The sequence below is a fragment of the Rhodococcus sp. IEGM 1406 genome, assembly GCF_030056745.1.
Lineage (GTDB): Bacteria > Actinomycetota > Actinomycetes > Mycobacteriales > Mycobacteriaceae > Rhodococcus_F > Rhodococcus_F erythropolis.
In genome coordinates this window covers 621317-642265 of sequence record NZ_JASHKO010000001.1, presented here as the reverse complement: position 1 = coordinate 642265, position 20949 = coordinate 621317, and the positions used below count along the sequence as shown (strand labels likewise).

Here is a 20949-nt window from a genome sequence, read left to right as displayed (position 1 = left end):
TGAGGAGTACAGAGCGATGAATCCCAACCGCATGCGCAACGTCGGCTTGTTGGCGGCTCCACTTGCTGCTCTCGCCCTTCTCAGCGGTTGCGGCTCGGACGAAACGGGAACGGCCGAGAGTTCACCGGCACCCGCCTCAACCACGAGCGCCTCTGCGCCGACGACCCAGACCGGTACTGCCGCACCTTCGACGACCCATACCGACCACACCCAAACCACAACCTCGACGGCACCCAATCCCGAAGGCTGCGCGATCGGGGAACTGAACGTCACCCTCGGCGAGTCGAGTGGCGCCGCCGGTTCTGTGGAGCTTCCGGTGGTCTTCACCAACACGAGCGGTCGCACGTGCACGCTCGACGGTTTCCCCGGCGTCTCGTATGTCACGGGAGCGTCCGGAAGCGAAGTGGGTGCTGCAGCCGGCCGCTCCGGATCCGGTTCACTCGTCTCCCTTGCCCCTGGCTCTGCCGCAACGTCTTTGGTGCGCGCCACGAATGTCGAGAACTACCCGGCAGATCAGTGCGGCGTGACCGACGTTGCGGGACTGAGGGTTTACCCGCCCAACAGCTACGACTCGGTCTTCCTTGCCTACCCCACCAAGGGTTGCTCGATGACCGGCGCGAACATCAACCAGCTGACGGTCGCGCCGGTCGCCCGCTGAGTCACGGCTTGAGGCGTCGTAGGCCCCAGAGCGCCGGCAGGAGGAACAAGCCCGAAAGGATCAGGACTAGTCCAGCTTCCGTGAATTGGAATCGTCTGACCTGGTCGACCGAGTGGTACCAGGTTTCGTAGTGGTCCACTCCCTGCGCGAGCACACACGCACGATATTCGGCGTCGAGTTGGGCCAAGAAGGCTTTCTGGCGAACATAGAAATCCACGTCGCTCTCGTCGGATCGCTGATCATGTTCACTACCGGCTGCATCGGTAGTGCACGCCTGATAGTCGATCTCGACCGGCTTGCCGTTGGCATCGGTGTATCCGCTCCGCACGATCCACGCCATCGAGGAATCCATAACGTATGTCGCGTAGAAAGTGTCATGGTCGATACCTTGTGTCAGCACAGTCGGCTCGGCATAGTGTGGCCGTGCCAGATTCTGAAATCCCACCATCAAACCTGCGACGGCGACCAAGGTGACGGCCACCGCGGCGATGGGTGATCGCACCAGCAGGGATACCGCAGCACCGGCGACCAGAGCCATGAAAGTGTATGCACCCAAGACTAATCCGCTGGAATCGAACAGGGGGAAGATCATTGAACTCATTCCGTACGACTGAACGGGTCCGACGTTGACCACATAGCTCCAACTCTCGAACCCGACCCGCGCGGCCTCGAGAATGAAGCCGAGGATCGCGGTCGCGACAGTGAGCGGAAGAAAGACAACAAGAACTCGCATCCAAAACCACCGCGCTCGACTGACCGACTGCGTCAGACCGAGAACATGCGTTTGCTGGTCGATGTCACGGGAGAAGACGGTCGCACCCACCAACGCCCCGAGTAGTACCGGCAGGGCAGCGGCGATCGTGTTCACACCGGTAACGGCGGTATCCGCCCAACAGTCCCATCCGACCCCGACACACCCGAAGTACGTTCCTCGGCCCTCTGCCCCCAAGCTACTTCGAGTTCCGATTCCGCCGACTATCGCTGCTATAGCCAAAGCTGCGATGAATCCCAATGACACAATGAGCGATGTCCGGTGGTGCCGCCACGTAACCCAGATCATGCCGCCACCATCGTTTCTGCGCTCAGGTGCCCGAGCACCACGTCATCGAGAGTTGCGTCGTCGATCACCCAGCCGGCCCGAGGGCTCGGACGGACTCCCTCCACCACATGAGAATTCGACCGAATCCCCTTGTCGGTATGAATGACCGCGCCGGCGCCGACCACGTCCGAAGGATCGCCGTCCCCGATCAATACGTAATGGGCAGCGATCAATTCATCCAACGGACCGGACAATCTCGCGTTTCCACCGCCCAGTAGAAGTAGTCGATCCGAGACATCCGCCAATTCGGAGACGATGTGTGAAGACAACAGAACCGTGGTGCCGTACTCGGCAACGTCTTCGAGCAGAGTGGTCGCGACGGACCGCCGCGCCACGGGATCAAGATCCGCCAAGGGTTCGTCGAGTAGAAGCAACTGCGGTCTGCGCCCGAGCGCCAAAGCCAGTGCAACCCTGGTTCGTTGACCTGGTGACAGAGTCTTCGCCTTTGCATCGAGAGCAATCCCAGCGCGCTCCACCAGATCCAGAGCGTACTTCGCATCCCACTCGTCGTTGGTGTATGCGCCGAATCGAAGAAGTTCTGCAACAGTGAATTTGGGATACAGCGGCTTGTGCTGAGCGAGGTACGACAGGCCTGGGCAGATGCCGTCCTGATCCGGCGTGCTGCCCAGGACGGAGATCGAACCGTGGTCAGGCATCGTCAACCCGACCGCCAAGGACATCAGAGTGGACTTGCCCGCTCCGTTCACCCCGACCAGGGCAGTGATGCTTCCCGTTGCGACCTCGAAAGTGCAGGCGTCGAGCACCTTCTTCTTGCCGAAGCGCTTGTCTACGTCCTGCATCGTCAGTGCCGATTCTTGCGCAGTCATGATGTCTCCCCCTGCTTTCCGGACGGATCCGATTCGATGAACGTCTTCTCGAGCTCCAAACTCACCAATGCTTCGATGTCCGTGCGCTCGAGTCCGGCGGCCACGGCATCTGCAACCCAACGCGCCAACTCACGACGTAGCGCAGAGCTTTCCGCCATACCGGGCTTGGCCAGGGACTTCACGACGAACGTGCCCAATCCGGGCCTCGGGGCAACAAGTCCGTCGCGCTCGAGTTCCTTGTAGGCCTTCAGGACTGTGTTCGGGTTGATCGCGAGCGCTCCCACGACGTCCTTGGCTGTGGGCAGCCGATCCCCGACTTGGAGATCACCGAGCCTGAGCGCCTGCTTCACCTGAAGGACCAATTGCACGTAAGTGGGAATGCCGGATCGGCGGTCGATACGGAAGTCGATCATCCGAACCCTTTCACTAGTTCATTAGTGGAATAGATATTTACCCTGCCTTGACCTCCCGGGTCAAGCCAGACGACCCCTGTAAAGTGCAGATGCCCCGGTTCACCGGGGTGCCACGCTGCTCGTGTGAAGTTCGGTGAAACCCCGGCACTGTCGACGCAACTGTGAATTCGCCCGTCACTACTCGAGGCGAACGAGTCAGGTCACCGGCCTCGTGGCGACACGATGGTTCTCGGACGAAGGACCGCTCGTGGCGCTTCGCCTCGCGGCCGCGCTGCTCGCGACCCTTCACCACTAGCGGAGGGGTGGCTGTGAGTACTCGGCCGACACGTAGATTCAGATCTGTACTTGCAGCACTGACGGTGAGCACCGCACTGCTTGCCGGTGCCTGCAGTAGCTCGACGTCCGATGCACCCGCAACCACAGCCGCCTCGGACGGCTCGTTCCCGGTGACTGTTGTTTCCGGTCCCACGGATTCCGGCACGGACATCACCATCGAGTCACGTCCGCAGTCGATCGTGTCACTCAGTCCCAGCGCCACCGAGACCCTGTGGGCCGTCGGCGCGGGCGATCAGGTGAAGGCCGTCGACAATCAGTCCGACTACCCGGCCGGTATCCCGGTCACCGATCTCTCGGGCTTTCAACCGAACGTCGAAGCCATCCTCGGCTACGCACCGGATCTGGTGATCGCATCGGATGACATGAACGATCTTGTCTCCGGACTGCAAAAGGCGAAGGTGCCGACACTCCTGCTACCGGCAGCCACAAGCATCGACGACGTCTACGCCCAGATCGAGCGCGTCGCGAAGGCCACCGGCCACGAGGACAAGGGCACCGAAGTTGTCGACACCATGCGCTCGGACATCGACGCCGCTGTCGCCAGTGTTCCTGCGCGCCAACAGCCGCTGACGTACTTCCACGAACTCGACTCCTCGCTCTACACCGTCACGAGCTCGAGCTTCGTCGGGCAGATCTACTCGCTGTTCGGAATGAAGAGCATCGCCGACGCCGCGGGGCAGGGCGACTATCCGCAGCTGTCCGCCGAATTCGTGGTGCAGGCCAATCCCGATCTCATCTTTCTCGCAGACTCCCAATGCTGTGGAGTGACAGCAGAATCCGTCGCCGCCCGGCCCGGGTGGAGCGGCATGAAAGCGGTTACCGGCAACCAGATCCATGTGCTCGACGAAGACCTTTCCAGCCGCTGGGGACCTCGTGTCGCCGATCAGGTGAAGGCCGTCGCGGCCATCGTTGCCCAAGTTCCCGCGGCCTGAGCACTCGATGATCAAAGCCGGTATCTCCCAACATCGGACCGTCGTTCTGCTCGGCGCCGCGCTGATTCTGTGCGCTGCCTTGCTGATCGGTGTTCTGGTGGGGCCGGCCGGATTGACGCCTGATCGGACCATTCTCGAACTTCTGGACGGAATACCCGGCATCCATATAGATTCCGGCCTCACCGCAACACAGCAGGCGATTCTCTGGCAGATCCGGCTTCCGCGAGTAGTCCTGGGCGCGTTGGTCGGAGCAATGTTGGCCGTTGCCGGTGCCGCCTACCAGGGCGTGTTTCGAAATCCCTTGGCAGATCCGTATCTCCTCGGCGTTTCCAGCGGAGCCGGACTGGGCGCAACCCTCGCCATCGTTTCGGGTGGAGCGCTGGGCATGTTCGGAATTCCCATGGCCGCCTTCGTCGGTGGTGTGCTGGCCGTGTTCGCAACTTATTCGCTCGGCCGAAGCATTGGCGGGCCGCAGAACGCGGTAGTCATCATCCTCGCCGGTGTCGCAGTCGCAGCGTTCACGAATGCAGCGCAGACTTTTGTCCAGCAGCGGTTCGACGATTCACTCCGCGAGGTCTATTCCTGGCTGCTCGGCGGATTGTCCACCGACGGTTGGTCGGAAGTTCTGGTTGTCTTGCCGTACGTTGCGCTGGCATCTGCCGTCATCCTGGTACATCGACGCGTACTCGACGTGATGGCCGTAGGTGACGTCGAAGCCGCCAGCCTCGGCGTCGACCCGGCCAGATCACGCCTGGTACTGGTGCTCGCCGCAACTCTGGGAACGGCGGCGGTCGTGAGTGCAAGTGGACTCATCGGCTTTGTCGGAATCGTTGTTCCCCATGCGGTTCGACTGGTCGTCGGCCCGTCGCATCGACTGCTTCTCCCCCTGTCACTCATGCTCGGAGCGGCGTTTCTCGTCCTCACCGACGTTGCCGCGCGCACGGTCATGGCACCGGCCGAACTCCCCATCGGGGTTGTGACCGCGATGATCGGCGCTCCGTTCTTCCTTCTCGTTCTGCGCCGCAGCCGGGTCTCGGCATGACCGACAGCGCAGTGCGGTGCCGCGACCTCCGAGTCAACCTCGGCGGCAAAGACGTCGTCGACGGCATCGATCTCGATGTGACACCCGGCGATTGGGTTGCCGTGGTCGGGCCGAACGGCGCCGGCAAGACAACCTTGATGCATGCCCTCGCCGGATTGATTCCGTCTACCGGTGAGCTCTCGGTCGGGGGACTGAGTCCTCGCAATTCCAGCCGCAAGGCGATGTCCGCCGTCGTCGCGTTGATGCCTCAGCGTCCGGTAGTACCCGAGGGCTCAACGGTTAAGGAACTGGTTGCGCTCGGCCGCACTCCCTATCTACGACGCTTCGGAACCGAAACCGCCACTGACCGTTCGGTGATCTCTTCGGTAATCGAAAGACTCGACCTCACCGAGTTCGCAGATCGACGAGCCACCGAACTTTCCGGTGGCGAATTGCAACGCGTGGTTCTGGCTCGGGCACTGGCCCAAGAACCGCAGGTACTGCTCCTGGACGAACCCACCAGCGCGCTCGACATCGGTCACCAGCAGCAGGTTCTCGACTTGGTGGAGGAACTGCGTGAGGCCGACAACATCACGGTCATCGCCGCGATGCACGACCTCACTCTCGCGGGTCAGTACGGTCGACGAATCGTGCTGCTGGACAAGGGCAGCGTGGTTGCCGACGGCACACCCTCAGCGGTGCTGGAGGCAGACCTCCTCGGCCGCGTGTACGGCGCTCGGGTCGAAATCCTGGACCGGCCCAGCGGTCCCATAGTTGTTCCGATTCGGCAGGAAGGCACCCGCTGATGGAATTGGTGATGCTCGGCACCGGCGCTGCCGACGGTTGGCCGAACCCGTTCTGTACTTGCCCTTCCTGCCTGTCCGCCCTGTCGAGTGAAACCATTCGCGGGCACACTGCTGCCCTGGTGGACAACAGAATCCTGTTGGATTGTGGTCCCGAAGTACCGCGTGCCGCGTCGCGATTCGGTTGCACGCTGGCACACGTGGAACACATCCTGTTGACGCATTCTCATCCCGATCACCTCGGCCCGATGGCATTGCTGTTCCGGTCCTGGGCCTCGCGCACCGAACCACTACAGGTTCTCGGACCACCCGACGCGCTCGCTCTCTGCCGAGACTGGGTGGGCCCGGATGACCCGGTGACCTTCACACCGCTCGAGACCGGCCAGTCGATCATGTTGGGCACCTATCGTGTTCGCGCACTCGAAGCCGCGCACGAAGTACCCACCCTTCTCTACGACATCACCGACGCATCCGGAACCCGAATCTTCTGGGCCACCGACACCGGGCCTCTGCCCGAATCCACTGTCGACGCACTTGCCGACGCGCGTTTCGACGCCGTCTTTCTCGAAGAGACCTTCGGCCACAAAACTGATCACGGCACCGGGCACCATGATCTGCCGAGTTTCGCGGAGACGGTGACCCGACTACGCAATTGCACCGCGATCGCCGATCGAACCGATGTGGTCGCCGTACACCTCGGGCACCACAACCCAGTCGAAAACGAACTCTCGGAAGCACTTCGCTTGTCCGGGGCGCGAGCGGTTCCGGATGGAGCTGTGCTCGAGATCGGGGTAGGACAGGGCCATCGAACTCTGGTCACCGGTGGCGCCCGCTCGGGCAAGTCCACTTACGCGGAGGGCCTGCTTGCCGGCTACCGGAACGTCACGTACATCGCCACCGGGGATCCGCAGGACGACGATCCCGACTGGATCGAACGAATTGCGTCGCATCGCGCGCGGAGGCCGTCGACGTGGACGACGGTAGAGACCTCCGACGTGACCGAGATTTTCGCGGCCGCAACAACACCGATCCTGCTCGATTGCCTAGGCACGTGGTTGACCGCACGTCTGGACCGACATCAGGCGTGGGCGACAGAAGATCTCAGCGCCGTCCACGCAGATATCGACGTCTTGGCCGACGCCTGGACCGCCTGTCCGGTTCCGATTGTCGCCGTCACGAACGAAGTGGGAAGCGGCGTCGTCCCGGACACGAAGTCCGGGAGGCTGTTCCGCGATCTACTCGGTCTGGTGAACAGCCGCATTGCCAGTGAATCGGAGTCCGTGGTCCTGATGACCGCCGGGCTCCCCCTGAGCCTGCGCGTGTGACGTCAGAGCAATCCGGTGAGCTGACGCGCACAATCGAGTAGGAAACCGACCAACTCTCGATCCTCATCCGTCACTCGCCCGCTCGCTCCCTGAACACACAACCCGCCTGCCACCTGGTCTGCGTGATCTCTAACCGGTACTGCCACTGCGGATCGACCCAGGCGGCATTCCTGGTTCTCGAATGCAAAACCCTGCAGGCGAACAGACCTCAGCTGCTCATACAACGCATCGAAATCACCGAGGGTGAACTCCGTGACCCGGCGAAGTTCCAAACCCGAAAGCAACCGCTCGTCGTGCGCCAACAGAACCTTCCCCAGCGCATTCGCGTGAAGGTTCTTGGCCAGTGCCGCTATTCCGATGATCTCGTGATCCGGATCCTTGTCGACGAACCGCAAGCGCCCACCGGCGAATGACGCGACGTGCAATCCGAACCTCGTGTGTGTCCGCATGTCCTCGACGCGCTCGTGCAGCGTCGGCGCCGGACCACTCGACGACGCCGCATGCGAGAGCTCGGCAGTCCGACGTCCCAACGCGAACCCTGACAGGTCCGGCACCCGCACGAGAAAGCCCTCCGCCACCAGCAGATTCAGCATCCGGTACGCCGTGGCCGATGGAACGCCTGCAAAAGTGGCGATCTCCTTCGCGGTTGTTCCCGGTCCCAGATGAGCCACCGCCTCGAGCATCCCCAGCGCCTTCTGAACCGCACGCGGTTGTTGTCCACTGAAGTGGGTCTCTTCGCCGATCTGTTTTCCTGATCGTGGACCAGCGGTTGCACGGTCCGCGGTCACCGCCCATGCTCCGGCGAGTCACCCTCGGCGGTCCCACGATCCGGAACGAGTCGTCTTCGCCCGTCACCGTCGATCAGCAGAGTGCCAGCACCGGGCAACAGGTCCGCCGTCTCGACGCTGTCGAAAGCACCGACCATCAGAAGGCTTTCAGGTCTGGCTCTACGGAGCAATGCGCTCCACACTGTCCCCGACACAGCAACAGCAAGAGCAGCGATCGGCAGTGCCCACATCCCGTGAACCGCCCCGTCGAGAACGATGTAGACCAGTAGACCGGCACCGGCGGTACTCACGGACAGGGTGCATATCCGGGTCAGCGACGTATGTTCCCCGATTCGGCGCAAGAACTTCCACGAAGCAAAGGCCACCAGCGTGTAAGCGCAGACCAACGCGGTCTCCACCACGCCGTCGAAGGATCCCGAATCGTCGCGAACCGTATCCGAATAGATGAATACGCCTGCCGCACTTACCGCGACGAACGCAAGTACCGCAACGTACGGGGTGCGGAACCGTCTGTGCACGCGAGCGAGCGGCGCAGGCAGTACCCGTTCGATCCCCATCGAATACAACAACCGCGAACCCGCCTGCGCACAACCGAGAGTGGATGCGAACCAGGAACACGTCATTCCGATCTTGACTGCCAGAACCACCTCCGCGCTGGCCCCGGATGCCGTTCCCTCGAAGTACGCTCCGACGATCGTCGCGCCGTGGCCGGTCATCGCCGCCCAGGCCGCAAAAACGAAGAGCACCCCGCAGATGATCGGCGAAATGAGAACCGTGCGTGTGACGCTGATGAGTGGTCGCTTCGCTTCCGGGCCGAAGAAGGCCGAACTTTCGAAGCCCGCCATGCTGAGCACCGTCAGCATCGCGAGAAACGGAACTGCACTCAGCGACGGATTCGGCAGGGCAACAGCAGTTGTCGTGTCACTGTGCGTCGCCAGCATGACCACGACGATGAGAATCAACGAGCACGCTTCGACGACCAGGATCGCTCGGGTGGCGAACCGGACGCCGCGCACTGCAATCCACGCGACGGCCAGGGCAATCGCCACCGTCGTGATCACCGTCGCGGCAGTCCCTCGCACGTCGGGGCCGACAATGGCGATGGTATCGAGCAGACTCGGAACTGCCTGTGAGAAAACCGAAACCGAGATTCCGAGATACCCGAGTACCAGTGCGGCACCCGCCGTCAGTGTCGCCCGGATACCGGAGCCTTGGAAGACGAAGCTGTACAACGATCCTGCTGCGGCCAGTCTCCGCGTGAATTGAGTGATGCAGAACGCAACGAGAAACACCGCCGAAGTTGTCGCAGCAATCGCAGCCAACCCGACGTAGCCGGGACTGTAGGTGATCATCCACAGGGCGATGAACACCATTCCCGTTGCCGGAGCGATCGTGGAGAGTGATTGCCCCAACAGGTCGATCGGGGTCAAACGTCCTCGTCCGAGACCACGGAGCGGGGAGAACACGGGCTCACTGTGTTGATCCGCATTCTGCGCTCGCGTGATCGCCGCACGCAGTGCCGCACTCACGGCCATGTGTCACCGTCCGTCGCGTCCAGGCCCGAACCTACGAGCGAATTGTCAGAATTCGGTCAAGTTAGTCCGCTTATGTTTCCGCGCAGTTTCCACGATGGCGCGCACAGAACTTTCAAGTGAGAATCCGACTCTGATTCCCACCCAGCGTCATGCCGGATCAAGGGCGGCCGACGGTATCCGGCCCCTCCGGGAGCACCTTGACCTGCGAGTTCTCCGATTCTCACACGACAACTGCTCTCTCAGTTGCACCTCGTCCAGGCGTAGCGCGGTCGACGCGGGTTCGCAGCATCGCCCGTACAGGATGTGTCCCACACACCACCGGCACTACCCGAGAGGAACGGAGGAAGCATGGACTTGGTCAGCGCCACCACTTCGGCGATCATCGGATTTGTTCTCCTGCTCGCCGGCATTCCCAAGCTGAACGACCACGACGGGGTCCTTCGTTCGGTGCGCGGATACAAAGTGTTGCCTGTGCGACTCGAAGTACCGATCGCTCGCATCCTTCCCGTCGCGGAAACCGTCGTAGGCATCCTTCTGGTTCTCGGCGTGGCCCATCGCCTCGCCGCCTTGGTTGCTGCCATCATGTTCGCGTCGTTCTTCACGGGCCTCACAATCAACCTCCTGCGTGGGCGACGCGATCTGGACTGCGGATGTTTTGCATTCGGAGTCGGCGAGATTCCGCGTATCGGATGGTTCCACGCCGTTCGCGCCGGAACACTCGCGGTGATCGCTGTGGCACTGTCGGTCACCGCCGGACAGGCTGAGATCGGCGTCCAGGTCGTGGCGGCGACCTTCGGATTCCTCCTCGTTCTGGCTGGAGTTGCTCTCGCACAGATTCGTTCGGTGGTCCACCTCGGACGACGCCCGGTCGACGACTACCTGTCGAGCGCCTCCATCCGCCTACGAACCGCCGAAACCGCGTCCCGGTACGGCTCGTGACTCACATCCCCACCACTGAAAACTCGAAGGCAGGACTACCACGATGACCACTTTCCTCCTTGTCGCGACAGTGATCCTGGTGATCGCCGTAGCCGTACTGTTCTTGATGGTTCTTGCTCTGGCTCGTGAAATCGGCCGCGTACAAGTACGTCTCGGACCTCTCGGTGCCCGGATGATGGATACCGGCCCCAAGGTCGAACAGGCCGGCCCGTCGTTTGCCGGTCTCATCGATCAGGAAGGACGGACCGTCGGAGTCGGTGGTCACCGCGACAAACCTCAACTCCTGCTGTTCACAGCACCGAGTTGCTCGACATGCAAGAGCCTTCTTCCCGGCGTAAGGGCAATGGCCCGAGCCGAATCGGATCTCGACGTGATCATCATCTCCGACGGAACACCCGAAGAGCATCGCGAGTTCCTGGCCGGCAGCGGGATCGGTTCCGAGCTCAGTTACATCGACGCTCGAGACGTCGGTATCGCATACCAGGTGGGCACCACTCCGTACGGCGTGATTCTCGACGAGCACGGCAAGATCCGAGGAAAGGGCCTGTGCAATCACATGGCTCAGGTGGAAAGCCTGCTCAATGCGCTCGAATCCGGCACCCCCTCACTCCAGCACCTTCATGCCCAGGCGAAATCCGGCAGCGCGGCCTGATCTTCCTGCACAGTTCGATCCTCTTCACGAATCAGGAGAAAATCGTTGGACGACAATGAATTCCCGCAGCACAACATGACGGAGAATCGATATCCCGTCGACGAGGCGACAGTTCAGGCCCAGGCCGAATGGATGGCGGGCCAGGGCGGTTCGCTCACCAGTCGAACCGGACGTAAACTCTCCGAACGAGTTTCGCGGCGATCCATGATCAGTCGGATCGGCAAGTGGACCATGGGTGTGTCAGGAGTGGCACTGATCAGCACACTTCCTGTGACACGTAGTGCCTTCGCCCAAGAGCCCGAGGTTCCTGCGCCGGCACCTGGCCCCGAACCTCTTGTCCCTGTCTACGACGGTAAAGATCCGGCCGAGTGCGAGTACTGGCGCTGGTGCAACATGGACGGAACGTCCTGTGCCGCATGCAACGGCGGCGGTGTCACCACCTGCGCCCCCGGCAGCAAGCCCGGCGCAGAGTTCTGGGTCGGATGCTGCACCAACCCTGATACCGGCAAGACCTATCTGATCGCCTACTACGACTGCTGCGGTGCACCTTCGTGTTCCAACGCATTCTGCGGCGAACCGGACATGCAGGCCGTGATGTACAACCCGGTCTCCGGAAGCTACGACCAGGAAATCATCTGGTGTGTCTCCGACGAGTCTCAGGCATACACCTGCACGATGGCGCCCATCATCGGCGAGGACTGCCAGACTCGACCGGCCGAGCGCCCCAAGGTCGGTGCCGGATCATGAGCAGTTCGCGAACCCGAAAACTGGCGCGCCCCGCCGTTGCCGTCATCCCACTCACCGTCTTACTCGCGCTGGCCGGTTGCAGTTCGTCCGACAACGACGAACCGTCCAGCGCAGGCGATGTCACCTATCCGACAGTTCCGTTCACTGCTCCGGGCGAGGGGATCTCCCTCGGTCACGACGACCAGGAAATCGGCGATACCATTCCCGAGCCGTTGCACGTCGGTTCGATCACCCCGATCGCAGCTGACCGCTTGCTGGGCGTCGAAGGTGGATTCGGCCAGCTCGAGCTCAGCGTCAACGTCATCGATCCGAAAACCGGTGTGGCCGAGAGCCGAATCACCGTCGGCCCGGGTATCTGGGATCCGGTCATTCACGGATTCGTCGGGGATTCCGCCGAGGATCCTGCGGTGCTCGCTGCCGAGGTGTGGCGCCCCCGAGGTTCCCGCGGCGCAGCAGATTTCACGGTCAGCACCTACTCCGGAAACCTGCTGGAACCAGCCGAGGTCATGCTTCCGGACGTCGCACGCGTACATTCCCGTCCCGGCTCGAACGCCGTGACGTCCGACGGCAAGTTCTTCGTCACGTGGGACGACGGTTTGTACGGAATCAGAGTGGTCGACCTCGAGAAGAAGGAAGCGACCGGTGCACTCCAGATAGTCGGCTGCGGTCCGTTCACGTGGATGGTCGATCACGAGCTGTACAGCGTCTGCGAGGACACCCGGGAACTACTGCACGTCACGATCGGTGACGACGGTGTTCCGAAGGAAACCGCCCGAAGCAAGGTCCTACCCGAGGATTTTGTCTCCACCCGCAAGGTCACGTGGGCATCGAAAGCACAAAAAGCCTTGCTGGTCAGTGAGAACGGCGATGTGTACGTCTTCGACTTCTCCAACGGACTGCCTCAGGAAGGTGTCAAGCCGATCGGAAACGCCGGGCAGGACTCCGGTCGATTCTCGGAGAACGTCATCAATGCCGACGCAACCCGGCTCGCAATCGCGTACACGGACACGGCTATTCATCCGGACTCTGCTCGGGGAGGCTCACTGGTCAAGATCGACTTGTCCGACGCAACGACCTTCGCCCCGGTGAAGAGCTTGACGCTGGCAGACCTCGGCTTGACAGACATCAAGAGCATGACCTTTTCCGTCGACGGCGCCACGTTCTACGTGCTCGGTTCGGGACCTGAGGTCGAAGGCTCCGCTCCGCAGAAGATCGTGGGTTACAACGCGAGCACCGGCGAGCAGGTCAGTTCCGTCGATGTCTCGGGCAACGTCGGTGATGTCAGCGGGTTGATCACACCAGAAGTACTCCGATGAGTCGTCCCGGATCCGGTGTGGTGATGGGCCGGCGCCGCTTCCTGAGTTTGGGAGCACTCGGCGCCGGAGCACTCGGGCTCGGCGCAATGGGGACGATTGCCGGATGCAGTTCCACTGCAGCATCTCCGACGCCCACGACCGATCTCGACTACATCCTGCCCACCGACCCCGAAGTTGCCGCCGCAGAATCGGCGCGAGCCTGGAACGGGACCACCGCTGCGTTTGCCCTTGCCGCCGGATTCTCGACGGTAGATCTTGGCGGACGCCTCGTGGACACGTGGACGTACGGAGGCGCTGCGGTGGCTCCGGAACTTCGGCTGAAGTCCGGTGACCGGGTGAACGTCAGCGTCCAGAACGGCCTCGACGCCGAAACAACACTGCACTGGCACGGAATTCGAATCCGCAACGACATGGACGGCGCGGCACCCACCACGCAGGCACCCATCGGCGCCGGTTCGAGTTTCGAGTACAACTTCATCGCACCGGATCCGGGAACGTACTGGTACCACTCGCACAGCGGATTACAAGCCGATCGGGGGCTCTTCGGCGCCATGATCGTCGAGGACCCGAACGACATCACCGGGGCCGACGCCGATGCCGTTCTGGTGCTCGACGACTGGCTCGACGGATTGGGTACCACACCGGATTCCGTCCTGATGGCCCTGAACCCGGCAATTTCGGGCGGGCACGGCGGACACGGCGGTGGGGCAACGACTCCGGCGGAACACTCGGAAGCCGACATGTCCGTCGCGCAACAGTTGGTGAGCGGTGGACACGGTTCTTCCGAACCACTCGGCGGGATGACTCAACACATCGCGTATCCACTGCACTTGATCAACGGGCGGCCACCCAACGATCCTGCTGTCGTCACTGCAGCGCCCGGTTCGACCCTTCGACTGCGAATCATCAACGCAGCGGCCGAAACTCCGTACCGGTTTGCTGTGGCCGGTCACGAGATGACAATCGTCGCTACCGATGGCTACGACGTGGAACCAACTCCCGCCGACACCATCATCGTCGGAATGGCCCAACGCTACGACGTACTGGTGACGGTGAAGTCGGGAACATGGCCGGTGGTGGCGAAGGTCGAGGGCCGAGATGGTTATGCGTCGACCGTCCTACGCAGCACCGACGCGTTGGCGCTGGCGAATCCGGATGTGGGCGGAAACCTCTCGGAACTGGCCGGCCGACTGGTCACCGAAAGCGAACTCCGGCCCACGGAATCCGCACGGCTCGAGACGAAGTCGCCTGATCGCGACTACCACATCGAATTGATCCAGGCCGGCGATCGGTACGTCTGGGGAATGGCGGGAGCCGATGCGGGCAAGCTCGTCATGAAACAGGGCGAACGGGTCCGGATCACGATGAAGAACACGTCCACGATGTGGCACCCCATGCACACCCACGGCCACACGTTTGCGGTACCGGATTACGGCGGACTTCGCCGCGACACCGTCAACGTCCTACCCGGCACCGAGCTTGCCATCGAGTTCGACGCCGACAATCCCGGCGAGTGGATGTTCCACTGCCACAACGCCTACCACTTCGAGGCCGGCATGACGGCAAATCTGCGTTACGTCCGCTGACAAGTCGAAGAATGGAGAGAACACCTCATGAAGAAACTCGTTCCCGCTTTCCTGGCCGCGTGCGCTGCCCTGAGCCTCACCGCCTGCAGTAGTGATGCCGGTGCGTCGTCGGACGAACCTGCAGTCGTGATCGAGGTGAAGAACATGGCGTACACACCGGCATCGGTCACCATCGAGAAGGGACAGACCGTCGAATGGAAGTTCGACGACAGCGGACTCCCCCACGACGTGGTCGGCAACGGTGATCTCGACGGGAAACTGAAGAGCGAGTTGCTCACCGAGGGAACCTTCTCGTACACGTTCGACGACGCCGGCACCTTCACCTACCACTGCACGCCCCACCCGATGATGGTGGGCACCGTGATCGTTCAATAGTGAGGAGGTGGATCGCCGGCTTCGGCCTCGCTGTCGCGGCGACGTTTGTCCCAGCTTGCGGCACAGAAGATCCCGTCCCCGACGTGGTGGTCGAGATCAGCAATGTTCAGTTCAGCCCGATGGACGTCACCGTGGAACACGGCGGCACCGTCGAGTGGCGCTTCGACGACGGTGGACTCCTGCATCATGTGGAATCACCCGGCCTGTTCGACAGTGGTATCACCGGAGACGGAACGTTCCGGCACACGTTCGAGAGCGTCGGCGTCTACGAGTATTCGTGCTCCGTCCACCCGTACATGATCGGCGTCATCACAGTGCTGTGAAACCTGGCTCATCACTTTTCGCTGCGACTTCGGCTCAACACTTTTCCTGAACCACAAACACTTCGGAGGATCTGATGACTACTGTTCTCTCACACGGCCCACTGCAGACCGATGTCCCTGACATCCGGCCGACCCTTCAAGGCTCGGTCGGCACCGCGACCCGTGTCAGCCTCGTCGCGGCGGGCGCTGCTGCGGGTGCCGGCCTCGCACTCGTGGCCACGCCATCTGCGACAACAGCTTTGACCACAGCTGTTATCGGCGCCGGACTGGTTACGTCGCTGGCTGCGAACTGGTCGACCTGCGGAATGTCCGTCGCCGGAGTTGTTGCCGCGCCGAAGCAGGTAGATCGGAAGGGATCCTCGACCCCCGTCCGCCGACTCGGCTGGCACGCTCTGGGTTCGGTCACGACGGGAGCCGTCACCGGGGCATTGATCGGCGCTCTCGGTGCGGCGATGTCCGGGTACGTCCCGATCGGCTGGGCGCTGGGCGTCTGGGCCGTCGTCGCGGTTGCGTACGGGCTGCACGAGTTGGGTGCGGTGAGGATGCCGACTCCGATGCGGCGCCAACAGCTTCCGCGCCATCTGCGCCGCACAATGGCGCCCTGGAAGGTCTCGCTGATCTTCGGCGCGATCATCGGTCCGGGATTTCTGATCTTCATCCGCTCGAGTGCGTACTACCTCCTGGCACTCGGCGTCATGGCTTCGGGTTCACCGGCTCTCGGGGCGGCGCTGTTCACGGTCGTATCCCTTGGCCGCTGCATGCCCAGCCTCGCGGCAATCGTGCACACCAAGCGTGGTGGCTCGATGCCGGGATTCCTCTCGATCATGTGCGTCGTGGACCGTCGCGTGCAGAGCGTCACCGGCGCGGCATTGATCGCACTGGGAGCATTCGCCGCCGCAGCACTGATCTGACTGTCGAGCTAGCACCCTTCACCTCGAGTGAACACACGTTCCGACTCTCCGGAGCGTGTGTTCACTCGACAGAAACCGTGCGCACTCACCCCGCGTCAGGGAATCGACAGCGCCACCTGGACCGAGTCCTCCGACGGCGACGTCACCTTTGCGTCCCGACTCCAGAGCATGTCCAGCGCTGCCTTGGGCTTGGCAAGAACCCACTCCCGCGCGGCGTTCTTGATCAGCGTGGGAGTTGCGCACCCGCAATCGCTGTTCACACCGTCTGCGTCGATGCCGACGTCTCGGCACAACGCAACAGCGCGGGGCACGTGATACCCCTGAGTGACGATCAACGCCTTGGTTACCCCATACGTATGTATGGCCCGGAAGCAGGTGTCATAGGTGTCGAGGCCGTACGGATCCCCCACGATGCGACGCTCATCTATTCCCTGCTCCACCAGGTAGTTCGTCATCGCCGCGATCTCGTCACCCGAGCCGCCGTTCGCGTCGCCGGAGACCAGGACCGCTTTAGCCTTTCCCGCTTCCACCAGTTCGACTGCTGCGTCCAGCCGCCCTTTCAGGAAAGCCATCGGCTTACCGTCCTTGATCTGCGCGCCCAGCACGATCACAACCGGAGCGTCGGGAGCATCGGCGGCGTCTGACGTATGTCCGGCCGACGCCACGGAGATCCACACGATCGAGCCCGCGTAGACAACTGCTCCGAGCACCGCAATGCCTGCGACCCAACGAGGCCACCTGCGCTTGCGCGGCGGTTTCACTGGATCTGCAGCAGCTTCGTCCATTCGTCGATCAAACCACACGGTTTGCTCATGGCTCGAGTGCTCGGTCGATCCTCCATCCCTCCGCGCCACTGCGCTCGGCCCACAGATCCGAGTACTTTCCACCTCGCGCGATCAGGTCTTCGTGGGAACCGACCTCCTCCACCCCTCCGGCTTCGAGGTAGACGATGCGATCTGCTCCCTGAATAGTCGACAGGCGATGAGCGATGATCACCACCGTTCGACCACGGGCCAATCGGTGAATTGCCTCGGTGATTGCGACTTCGTTCTCTCCGTCGAGGGCGGAAGTCGCTTCATCGAGAAGAACAATCGGAGTGTCCTTGAGGAATGCCCGCGCAATCGAGACCCGCTGACGTTCACCGCCGGACAGCAGTGATCCGCCTTCACCTACCCTGGTCTCCTCACCGCTCGGCAAACGGTCGATCACTTCGCCTAGCCTGGAATCCACCACTGCTTGACGGACCTCCGACTCGGTGGCATCCGGTCTCGCCAACCGAACGTTCTCCAGGATGGTTCCGTCGAACAGGTAAACCTGCTGTGAGACAGTCGATATCCGAGACATCAAAGCTCTCGTTCCGATGTCGCGAACATCGGCTCCCCCGATGGATACCGCACCTTCGTCGACGTCCCAGAATCTGGAGATCAGCCGAACCAGAGTTGTCTTTCCGGAACCGGAAGGACCGACCAGAGCAGTGACCGAGCAATCCGGGAATTCGAGGCTCACGTTACGAATCACGCGATCCGGGCCGTAGCCGAAGGAGACCGAATCGAACCGAATATCATACGACGTAGGCTCTTTCGGCACCTCAGGCTCCGCCAGGACCGGTACATCGATCATCTCGCGGACAGATCCGAGCGACACCCGGGCCAGTGAGATACCTTCACCGAATCCTGCGAGCATTTGCATCGGCTCCACGAACCTCACGGCCAACACGAGAACAACGATCACGCTTGCTGTGTCGATGGACCCGGTGGTGACCAGCAGTGCCGCCAAAACCAGGACGGTGAGAAAGGCAACCTGAACGACGATCATGAAGCGCAGCAGATACTTGTCGACCGATCCGATTTCCTGCAGGTGTGCGTCCCGGTTGGACACAAGAGCTTCGTCCAACCGAGTCCAGCCTTCGCCACTCTTACCGGCCGAACGTAGAACTTGCTGCGCCTGTGCATATTCGACGACGCGCGATGCCAACTCGGATTCGCTCTTGCCGATCGCCTCGTATTCGGGAACAACCGCCCGCTGCACGTTGCGGTAAGCCCGAATCCCCAGTGGAACGAAGACGACCATCGCGAGGGACAGTCGCCAGTCCACAAACAAGACAGCGATCGCCACTGTCGCTGGAGTCACCGTGACGGTGACGAGTTGCGCGATGATCATTCCCGGGATGCTCATCAAGATAGCCGTGCCCTCGGTGACCAGGCGAGTGAACGCTCCACGGTTCGCCTTGCTGAACCACCCGAGCGGAACCTGCACCAAGTGCTCACCGAGGCGATGCATGATTCCACCGGCAAAACCCTCGATTCCGATGCGGTACGCCCGATTCTCGGCGATCCACCGTGCGGCGCCACAGGCCACCGCCACGAGAGCAGCCGTGACAACCCACGGAACTGCGGCGTCGTAATCGCCGCGAACCACCGCTTTCAGGATCGGAATCATCAGTGCAAAGACGACACCCTCGAGTATCCCGGCGAGCGTGAAACCTGCTATCTGACCTCGCATCCCATTGTCGCGCCCGAGGATTTCGTCCAGGTCTCGAATCATTGCAGCGCCTTTCGCGGAGATATGTCTTCGACGAGAGGGTTCTGGAGCGCCCACATCCGCGCGTAGGTTCCGCCGAGCGCCGACAACTGTTCGTGCGTACCCTTTTCCACGATCCGTCCGGCGTCGAGAACGAGTATCTGATCTGCATATCGGACGGTGTGCAGTCGATGAGCGATCACCATCAGGGTGCCGCCGTCTGCACTGATCTCGCCCAGTGCGCGTTGAACGGCCGATTCACTGTGGGGATCGGCCTGCGAAGTCGCCTCGTCCAGGATGACGATCGGCGGGTTCTGAAGGATGGCGCGGGCGATCGTCAGGCGTTGCTTCTCCCCACCCGACAGCTCACCGCCCGAACCACCACCGATCTCGGTGTCATACCCGTCCGGCAGTCGCATGATCACGTCGTGAATCTGCGCCCGCCTCGCCGCTGTCTCCACTTCCAGATCTGTTGCATCCGGTCGACCGAGCCGAATATTCTCGCGCACGCTGTCCCGCAGGAGCACAACATCTTGGAAGACGATGGCCATCGATTTCAAGACTTCACGACTGGACTGATCTCGTAAATCGCTTCCGCCCAGTCGAATAGACCCGTCCGTCACGTCCCAGAACCGCGGAAGTAGACGCGCCAAAGTGGTCTTTCCGGAGCCGGAGGGGCCAACGATCGCGGTCACGGTGCCCGGTTGCATCTCGAAGGAGATGTTCTCGAGGACGCGCTGCCCAGTGGTGTATTCGAAGCCGACGCTGTCGAATTCGACCAAAGTGCTGCGAGCAGGCACTGCATCGTGAGGTTCGGCCAGCTCTGGTTCGCCGAGGATGCTCTCGACGTGAGTCGCTCCCAGTTGGCCTTCGCGGTAGAGGTTGGCCATCGTTCCCATGTGCAGAACCGACGACGGAACACCGATTCCGACGACCAGAAAGGCAACAAGAGCTACCGGGGTAATCCAACCCCCGGACAACATTGCGGTTCCCGTCGCCGTGATGACCACGATGAGTACCGCCGGTGAGAGGAGGATCGACATCGCGACCACCGGCCTTCCCATCCCCGACATCCAGCGCACGCACACCGCAACCATCGAATCGACAGCGCTCGAGTAGCGCGCGAATGCGCGACTCCCACTCCCGTACGTCTTGACAACCTCGATACCGTCGCCCAGTTCTACTGTCGCAGAGGTCAATGTCGACATCGCAAGATTCCACGAGTCGACGTTCGTTCGATAGGCTCTGCGCATCGACGGCGCGGCAAGAGCTAGACACACTCCGATGTAGCCGACCAAGATCAGGCTGAACTTCCAGTCCATCGCCACCAGATAGATCAGGGCCACTATCGGCGACAGGATCGCGGGTACCACGTCGGCGGGAAGGTGAGCGACGAGAAGATGCATCCGCTTCACGTCGTCGGTCATCGCCTGCTTCACTTCACCGGTGCCACCATTTGCAAACCACCCCAGAGGAACTCGGGACAGATGCCGAGCGATACGCGAGCGGATCGAGTATTTGAAATGCGCGTCGGCGGTGTGGCATACGGTCAGCGCTGCGTTGTAGACGACAAAACCGAGAATTGTGCCCGCTGCACCGATTGCGGCCCACAGCCAGACCAGGTTCAACGACGAGTCGGTCAGGAGCACCCGCGCGATCTCGACCACCGAAACGTAGGGCAGGAATCGTAGCGGCACCGACAGCGCCGACAAACCCGCACCCAGGAGCAGGCGATTTCTCACGGGAGCGATCATGCGACCCAAAGCGTCTCGGTCGACCAGACCAGGCGAGTCTTCGAAGGCCACAGTCTCCTTCACTGTCATCGAGTTCACTGTCATCGAGT

At 62.0% G+C, this 20949-nt stretch carries 21 protein-coding genes; 13 read left to right on the top strand and 8 right to left on the bottom strand.

Features of this window, described 5'->3' with window-relative positions; translation table 11 throughout:
• Positions 1 to 16 precede the first annotated feature (16 nt).
• Positions 17 to 658 carry a DUF4232 domain-containing protein gene (locus tag QM596_RS03080; RefSeq protein ID WP_283308090.1) on the top strand — a complete coding sequence of 214 codons (642 nt, stop codon included), beginning with the start codon at positions 17 to 19 and terminating at the stop codon, positions 656 to 658.
• A gap of 1 nt (position 659) precedes the next feature.
• On the opposite strand, the gene QM596_RS03075 is transcribed toward QM596_RS03080, so the two are convergent.
• The 3 genes from QM596_RS03075 to QM596_RS03065 are packed head-to-tail and all read right to left on the bottom strand — an operon-like array spanning position 660 to position 2997.
• On the bottom strand, positions 660 to 1718 hold the full coding sequence (locus QM596_RS03075; protein WP_283308089.1) for an ABC-2 membrane transporter-related protein: 1059 nt from the start codon (positions 1716 to 1718) through the stop codon (positions 660 to 662).
• The gene (locus tag QM596_RS03070; protein WP_080909865.1) at positions 1715 to 2584 is read right to left on the bottom strand and encodes an ABC transporter ATP-binding protein; all 870 of its coding nucleotides are present in this window, start codon (positions 2582 to 2584) and stop codon (positions 1715 to 1717) included. Before QM596_RS03070 ends, QM596_RS03075 begins: the two co-directional genes overlap by 4 nt.
• Positions 2581 to 2997: a GntR family transcriptional regulator gene (locus QM596_RS03065; protein ID WP_007729675.1), complete on the bottom strand. Its 417-nt coding sequence runs from the start codon at positions 2995 to 2997 to the stop codon at positions 2581 to 2583. The genes QM596_RS03070 and QM596_RS03065 overlap by 4 nt, the downstream gene beginning before the upstream one ends.
• Before the next feature lie 308 nt (positions 2998 to 3305).
• Between QM596_RS03065 and QM596_RS03060 the strand changes: the two genes are divergently transcribed.
• Genes QM596_RS03060 through QM596_RS03045 form a run of 4 tightly spaced genes read left to right on the top strand, consistent with a single transcriptional unit; the run spans position 3306 to position 7414 of the window.
• Positions 3306 to 4265, top strand: a complete 960-nt coding sequence (locus QM596_RS03060; RefSeq protein WP_020970983.1) for an ABC transporter substrate-binding protein — start codon at positions 3306 to 3308, stop codon at positions 4263 to 4265.
• Positions 4266 to 4272: 7 nt separating this feature from the next.
• On the top strand, positions 4273 to 5307 hold the full coding sequence (locus tag QM596_RS03055) for a FecCD family ABC transporter permease (RefSeq protein ID WP_182262899.1): 1035 nt from the start codon (positions 4273 to 4275) through the stop codon (positions 5305 to 5307).
• Positions 5304 to 6092, top strand: a complete 789-nt coding sequence (locus tag QM596_RS03050) for an ABC transporter ATP-binding protein (RefSeq protein WP_020970985.1) — start codon at positions 5304 to 5306, stop codon at positions 6090 to 6092. Before QM596_RS03055 ends, QM596_RS03050 begins: the two co-directional genes overlap by 4 nt.
• Positions 6092 to 7414 carry a bifunctional adenosylcobinamide kinase/adenosylcobinamide-phosphate guanylyltransferase gene (locus QM596_RS03045; RefSeq protein ID WP_070385212.1) on the top strand — a complete coding sequence of 441 codons (1323 nt, stop codon included), beginning with the start codon at positions 6092 to 6094 and terminating at the stop codon, positions 7412 to 7414. The genes QM596_RS03050 and QM596_RS03045 overlap by 1 nt, the downstream gene beginning before the upstream one ends.
• A gap of 2 nt (positions 7415 to 7416) precedes the next feature.
• Here QM596_RS03045 and QM596_RS03040 read toward each other — a convergent pair whose 3' ends face one another.
• Both QM596_RS03040 and QM596_RS03035 read right to left on the bottom strand, forming a co-directional pair.
• Complete coding sequence (locus QM596_RS03040) at positions 7417 to 8202, bottom strand: IclR family transcriptional regulator (RefSeq protein WP_019745572.1); 786 nt, start codon at positions 8200 to 8202, stop codon at positions 7417 to 7419.
• Entirely contained in the window at positions 8199 to 9737 is a 1539-nt protein-coding gene (locus tag QM596_RS03035) for an APC family permease (protein WP_020970987.1), read from the bottom strand. Before QM596_RS03035 ends, QM596_RS03040 begins: the two co-directional genes overlap by 4 nt.
• A gap of 348 nt (positions 9738 to 10085) precedes the next feature.
• Between QM596_RS03035 and QM596_RS03030 the strand changes: the two genes are divergently transcribed.
• The 8 genes from QM596_RS03030 (at position 10086) to QM596_RS02995 (ending at position 16586) form a co-directional block, all read left to right on the top strand.
• Positions 10086 to 10676 carry a MauE/DoxX family redox-associated membrane protein gene (locus QM596_RS03030; RefSeq protein WP_029537106.1) on the top strand — a complete coding sequence of 197 codons (591 nt, stop codon included), beginning with the start codon at positions 10086 to 10088 and terminating at the stop codon, positions 10674 to 10676.
• A 43-nt stretch (positions 10677 to 10719) separates the two neighbouring features.
• On the top strand, positions 10720 to 11328 hold the full coding sequence (locus QM596_RS03025) for a redoxin domain-containing protein (RefSeq protein WP_019745575.1): 609 nt from the start codon (positions 10720 to 10722) through the stop codon (positions 11326 to 11328).
• A gap of 75 nt (positions 11329 to 11403) precedes the next feature.
• Entirely contained in the window at positions 11404 to 12075 is a 672-nt protein-coding gene (locus tag QM596_RS03020) for a methylamine dehydrogenase light chain (RefSeq protein ID WP_029256402.1), read from the top strand.
• On the top strand, positions 12072 to 13391 hold the full coding sequence (locus tag QM596_RS03015; protein ID WP_283308081.1) for a hypothetical protein: 1320 nt from the start codon (positions 12072 to 12074) through the stop codon (positions 13389 to 13391). The genes QM596_RS03020 and QM596_RS03015 overlap by 4 nt, the downstream gene beginning before the upstream one ends.
• Positions 13388 to 14977 carry a multicopper oxidase family protein gene (locus QM596_RS03010; protein WP_060937890.1) on the top strand — a complete coding sequence of 530 codons (1590 nt, stop codon included), beginning with the start codon at positions 13388 to 13390 and terminating at the stop codon, positions 14975 to 14977. Before QM596_RS03015 ends, QM596_RS03010 begins: the two co-directional genes overlap by 4 nt.
• Positions 14978 to 15004: 27 nt before the next feature.
• Positions 15005 to 15352: a plastocyanin/azurin family copper-binding protein gene (locus QM596_RS03005; protein WP_003940240.1), complete on the top strand. Its 348-nt coding sequence runs from the start codon at positions 15005 to 15007 to the stop codon at positions 15350 to 15352.
• Positions 15352 to 15675: a cupredoxin domain-containing protein gene (locus tag QM596_RS03000; RefSeq protein ID WP_141488295.1), complete on the top strand. Its 324-nt coding sequence runs from the start codon at positions 15352 to 15354 to the stop codon at positions 15673 to 15675. The genes QM596_RS03005 and QM596_RS03000 overlap by 1 nt, the downstream gene beginning before the upstream one ends.
• A gap of 74 nt (positions 15676 to 15749) precedes the next feature.
• On the top strand, positions 15750 to 16586 hold the full coding sequence (locus tag QM596_RS02995; RefSeq protein WP_019745579.1) for a hypothetical protein: 837 nt from the start codon (positions 15750 to 15752) through the stop codon (positions 16584 to 16586).
• Between the two features lie 95 nt (positions 16587 to 16681).
• Here QM596_RS02995 and QM596_RS02990 read toward each other — a convergent pair whose 3' ends face one another.
• From QM596_RS02990 to QM596_RS02980, 3 genes are read right to left on the bottom strand one after another with little or no spacing between them, the layout of a single operon-like run.
• Positions 16682 to 17371: a SanA/YdcF family protein gene (locus QM596_RS02990; protein WP_019745580.1), complete on the bottom strand. Its 690-nt coding sequence runs from the start codon at positions 17369 to 17371 to the stop codon at positions 16682 to 16684.
• Positions 17372 to 17396: 25 nt separating this feature from the next.
• Positions 17397 to 19130 carry an ABC transporter ATP-binding protein gene (locus QM596_RS02985; RefSeq protein ID WP_283308074.1) on the bottom strand — a complete coding sequence of 578 codons (1734 nt, stop codon included), beginning with the start codon at positions 19128 to 19130 and terminating at the stop codon, positions 17397 to 17399.
• The gene (locus QM596_RS02980) at positions 19127 to 20929 is read right to left on the bottom strand and encodes an ABC transporter ATP-binding protein (protein WP_283308072.1); all 1803 of its coding nucleotides are present in this window, start codon (positions 20927 to 20929) and stop codon (positions 19127 to 19129) included. Before QM596_RS02980 ends, QM596_RS02985 begins: the two co-directional genes overlap by 4 nt.
• Positions 20930 to 20949: the final 20 nt, after the last annotated feature.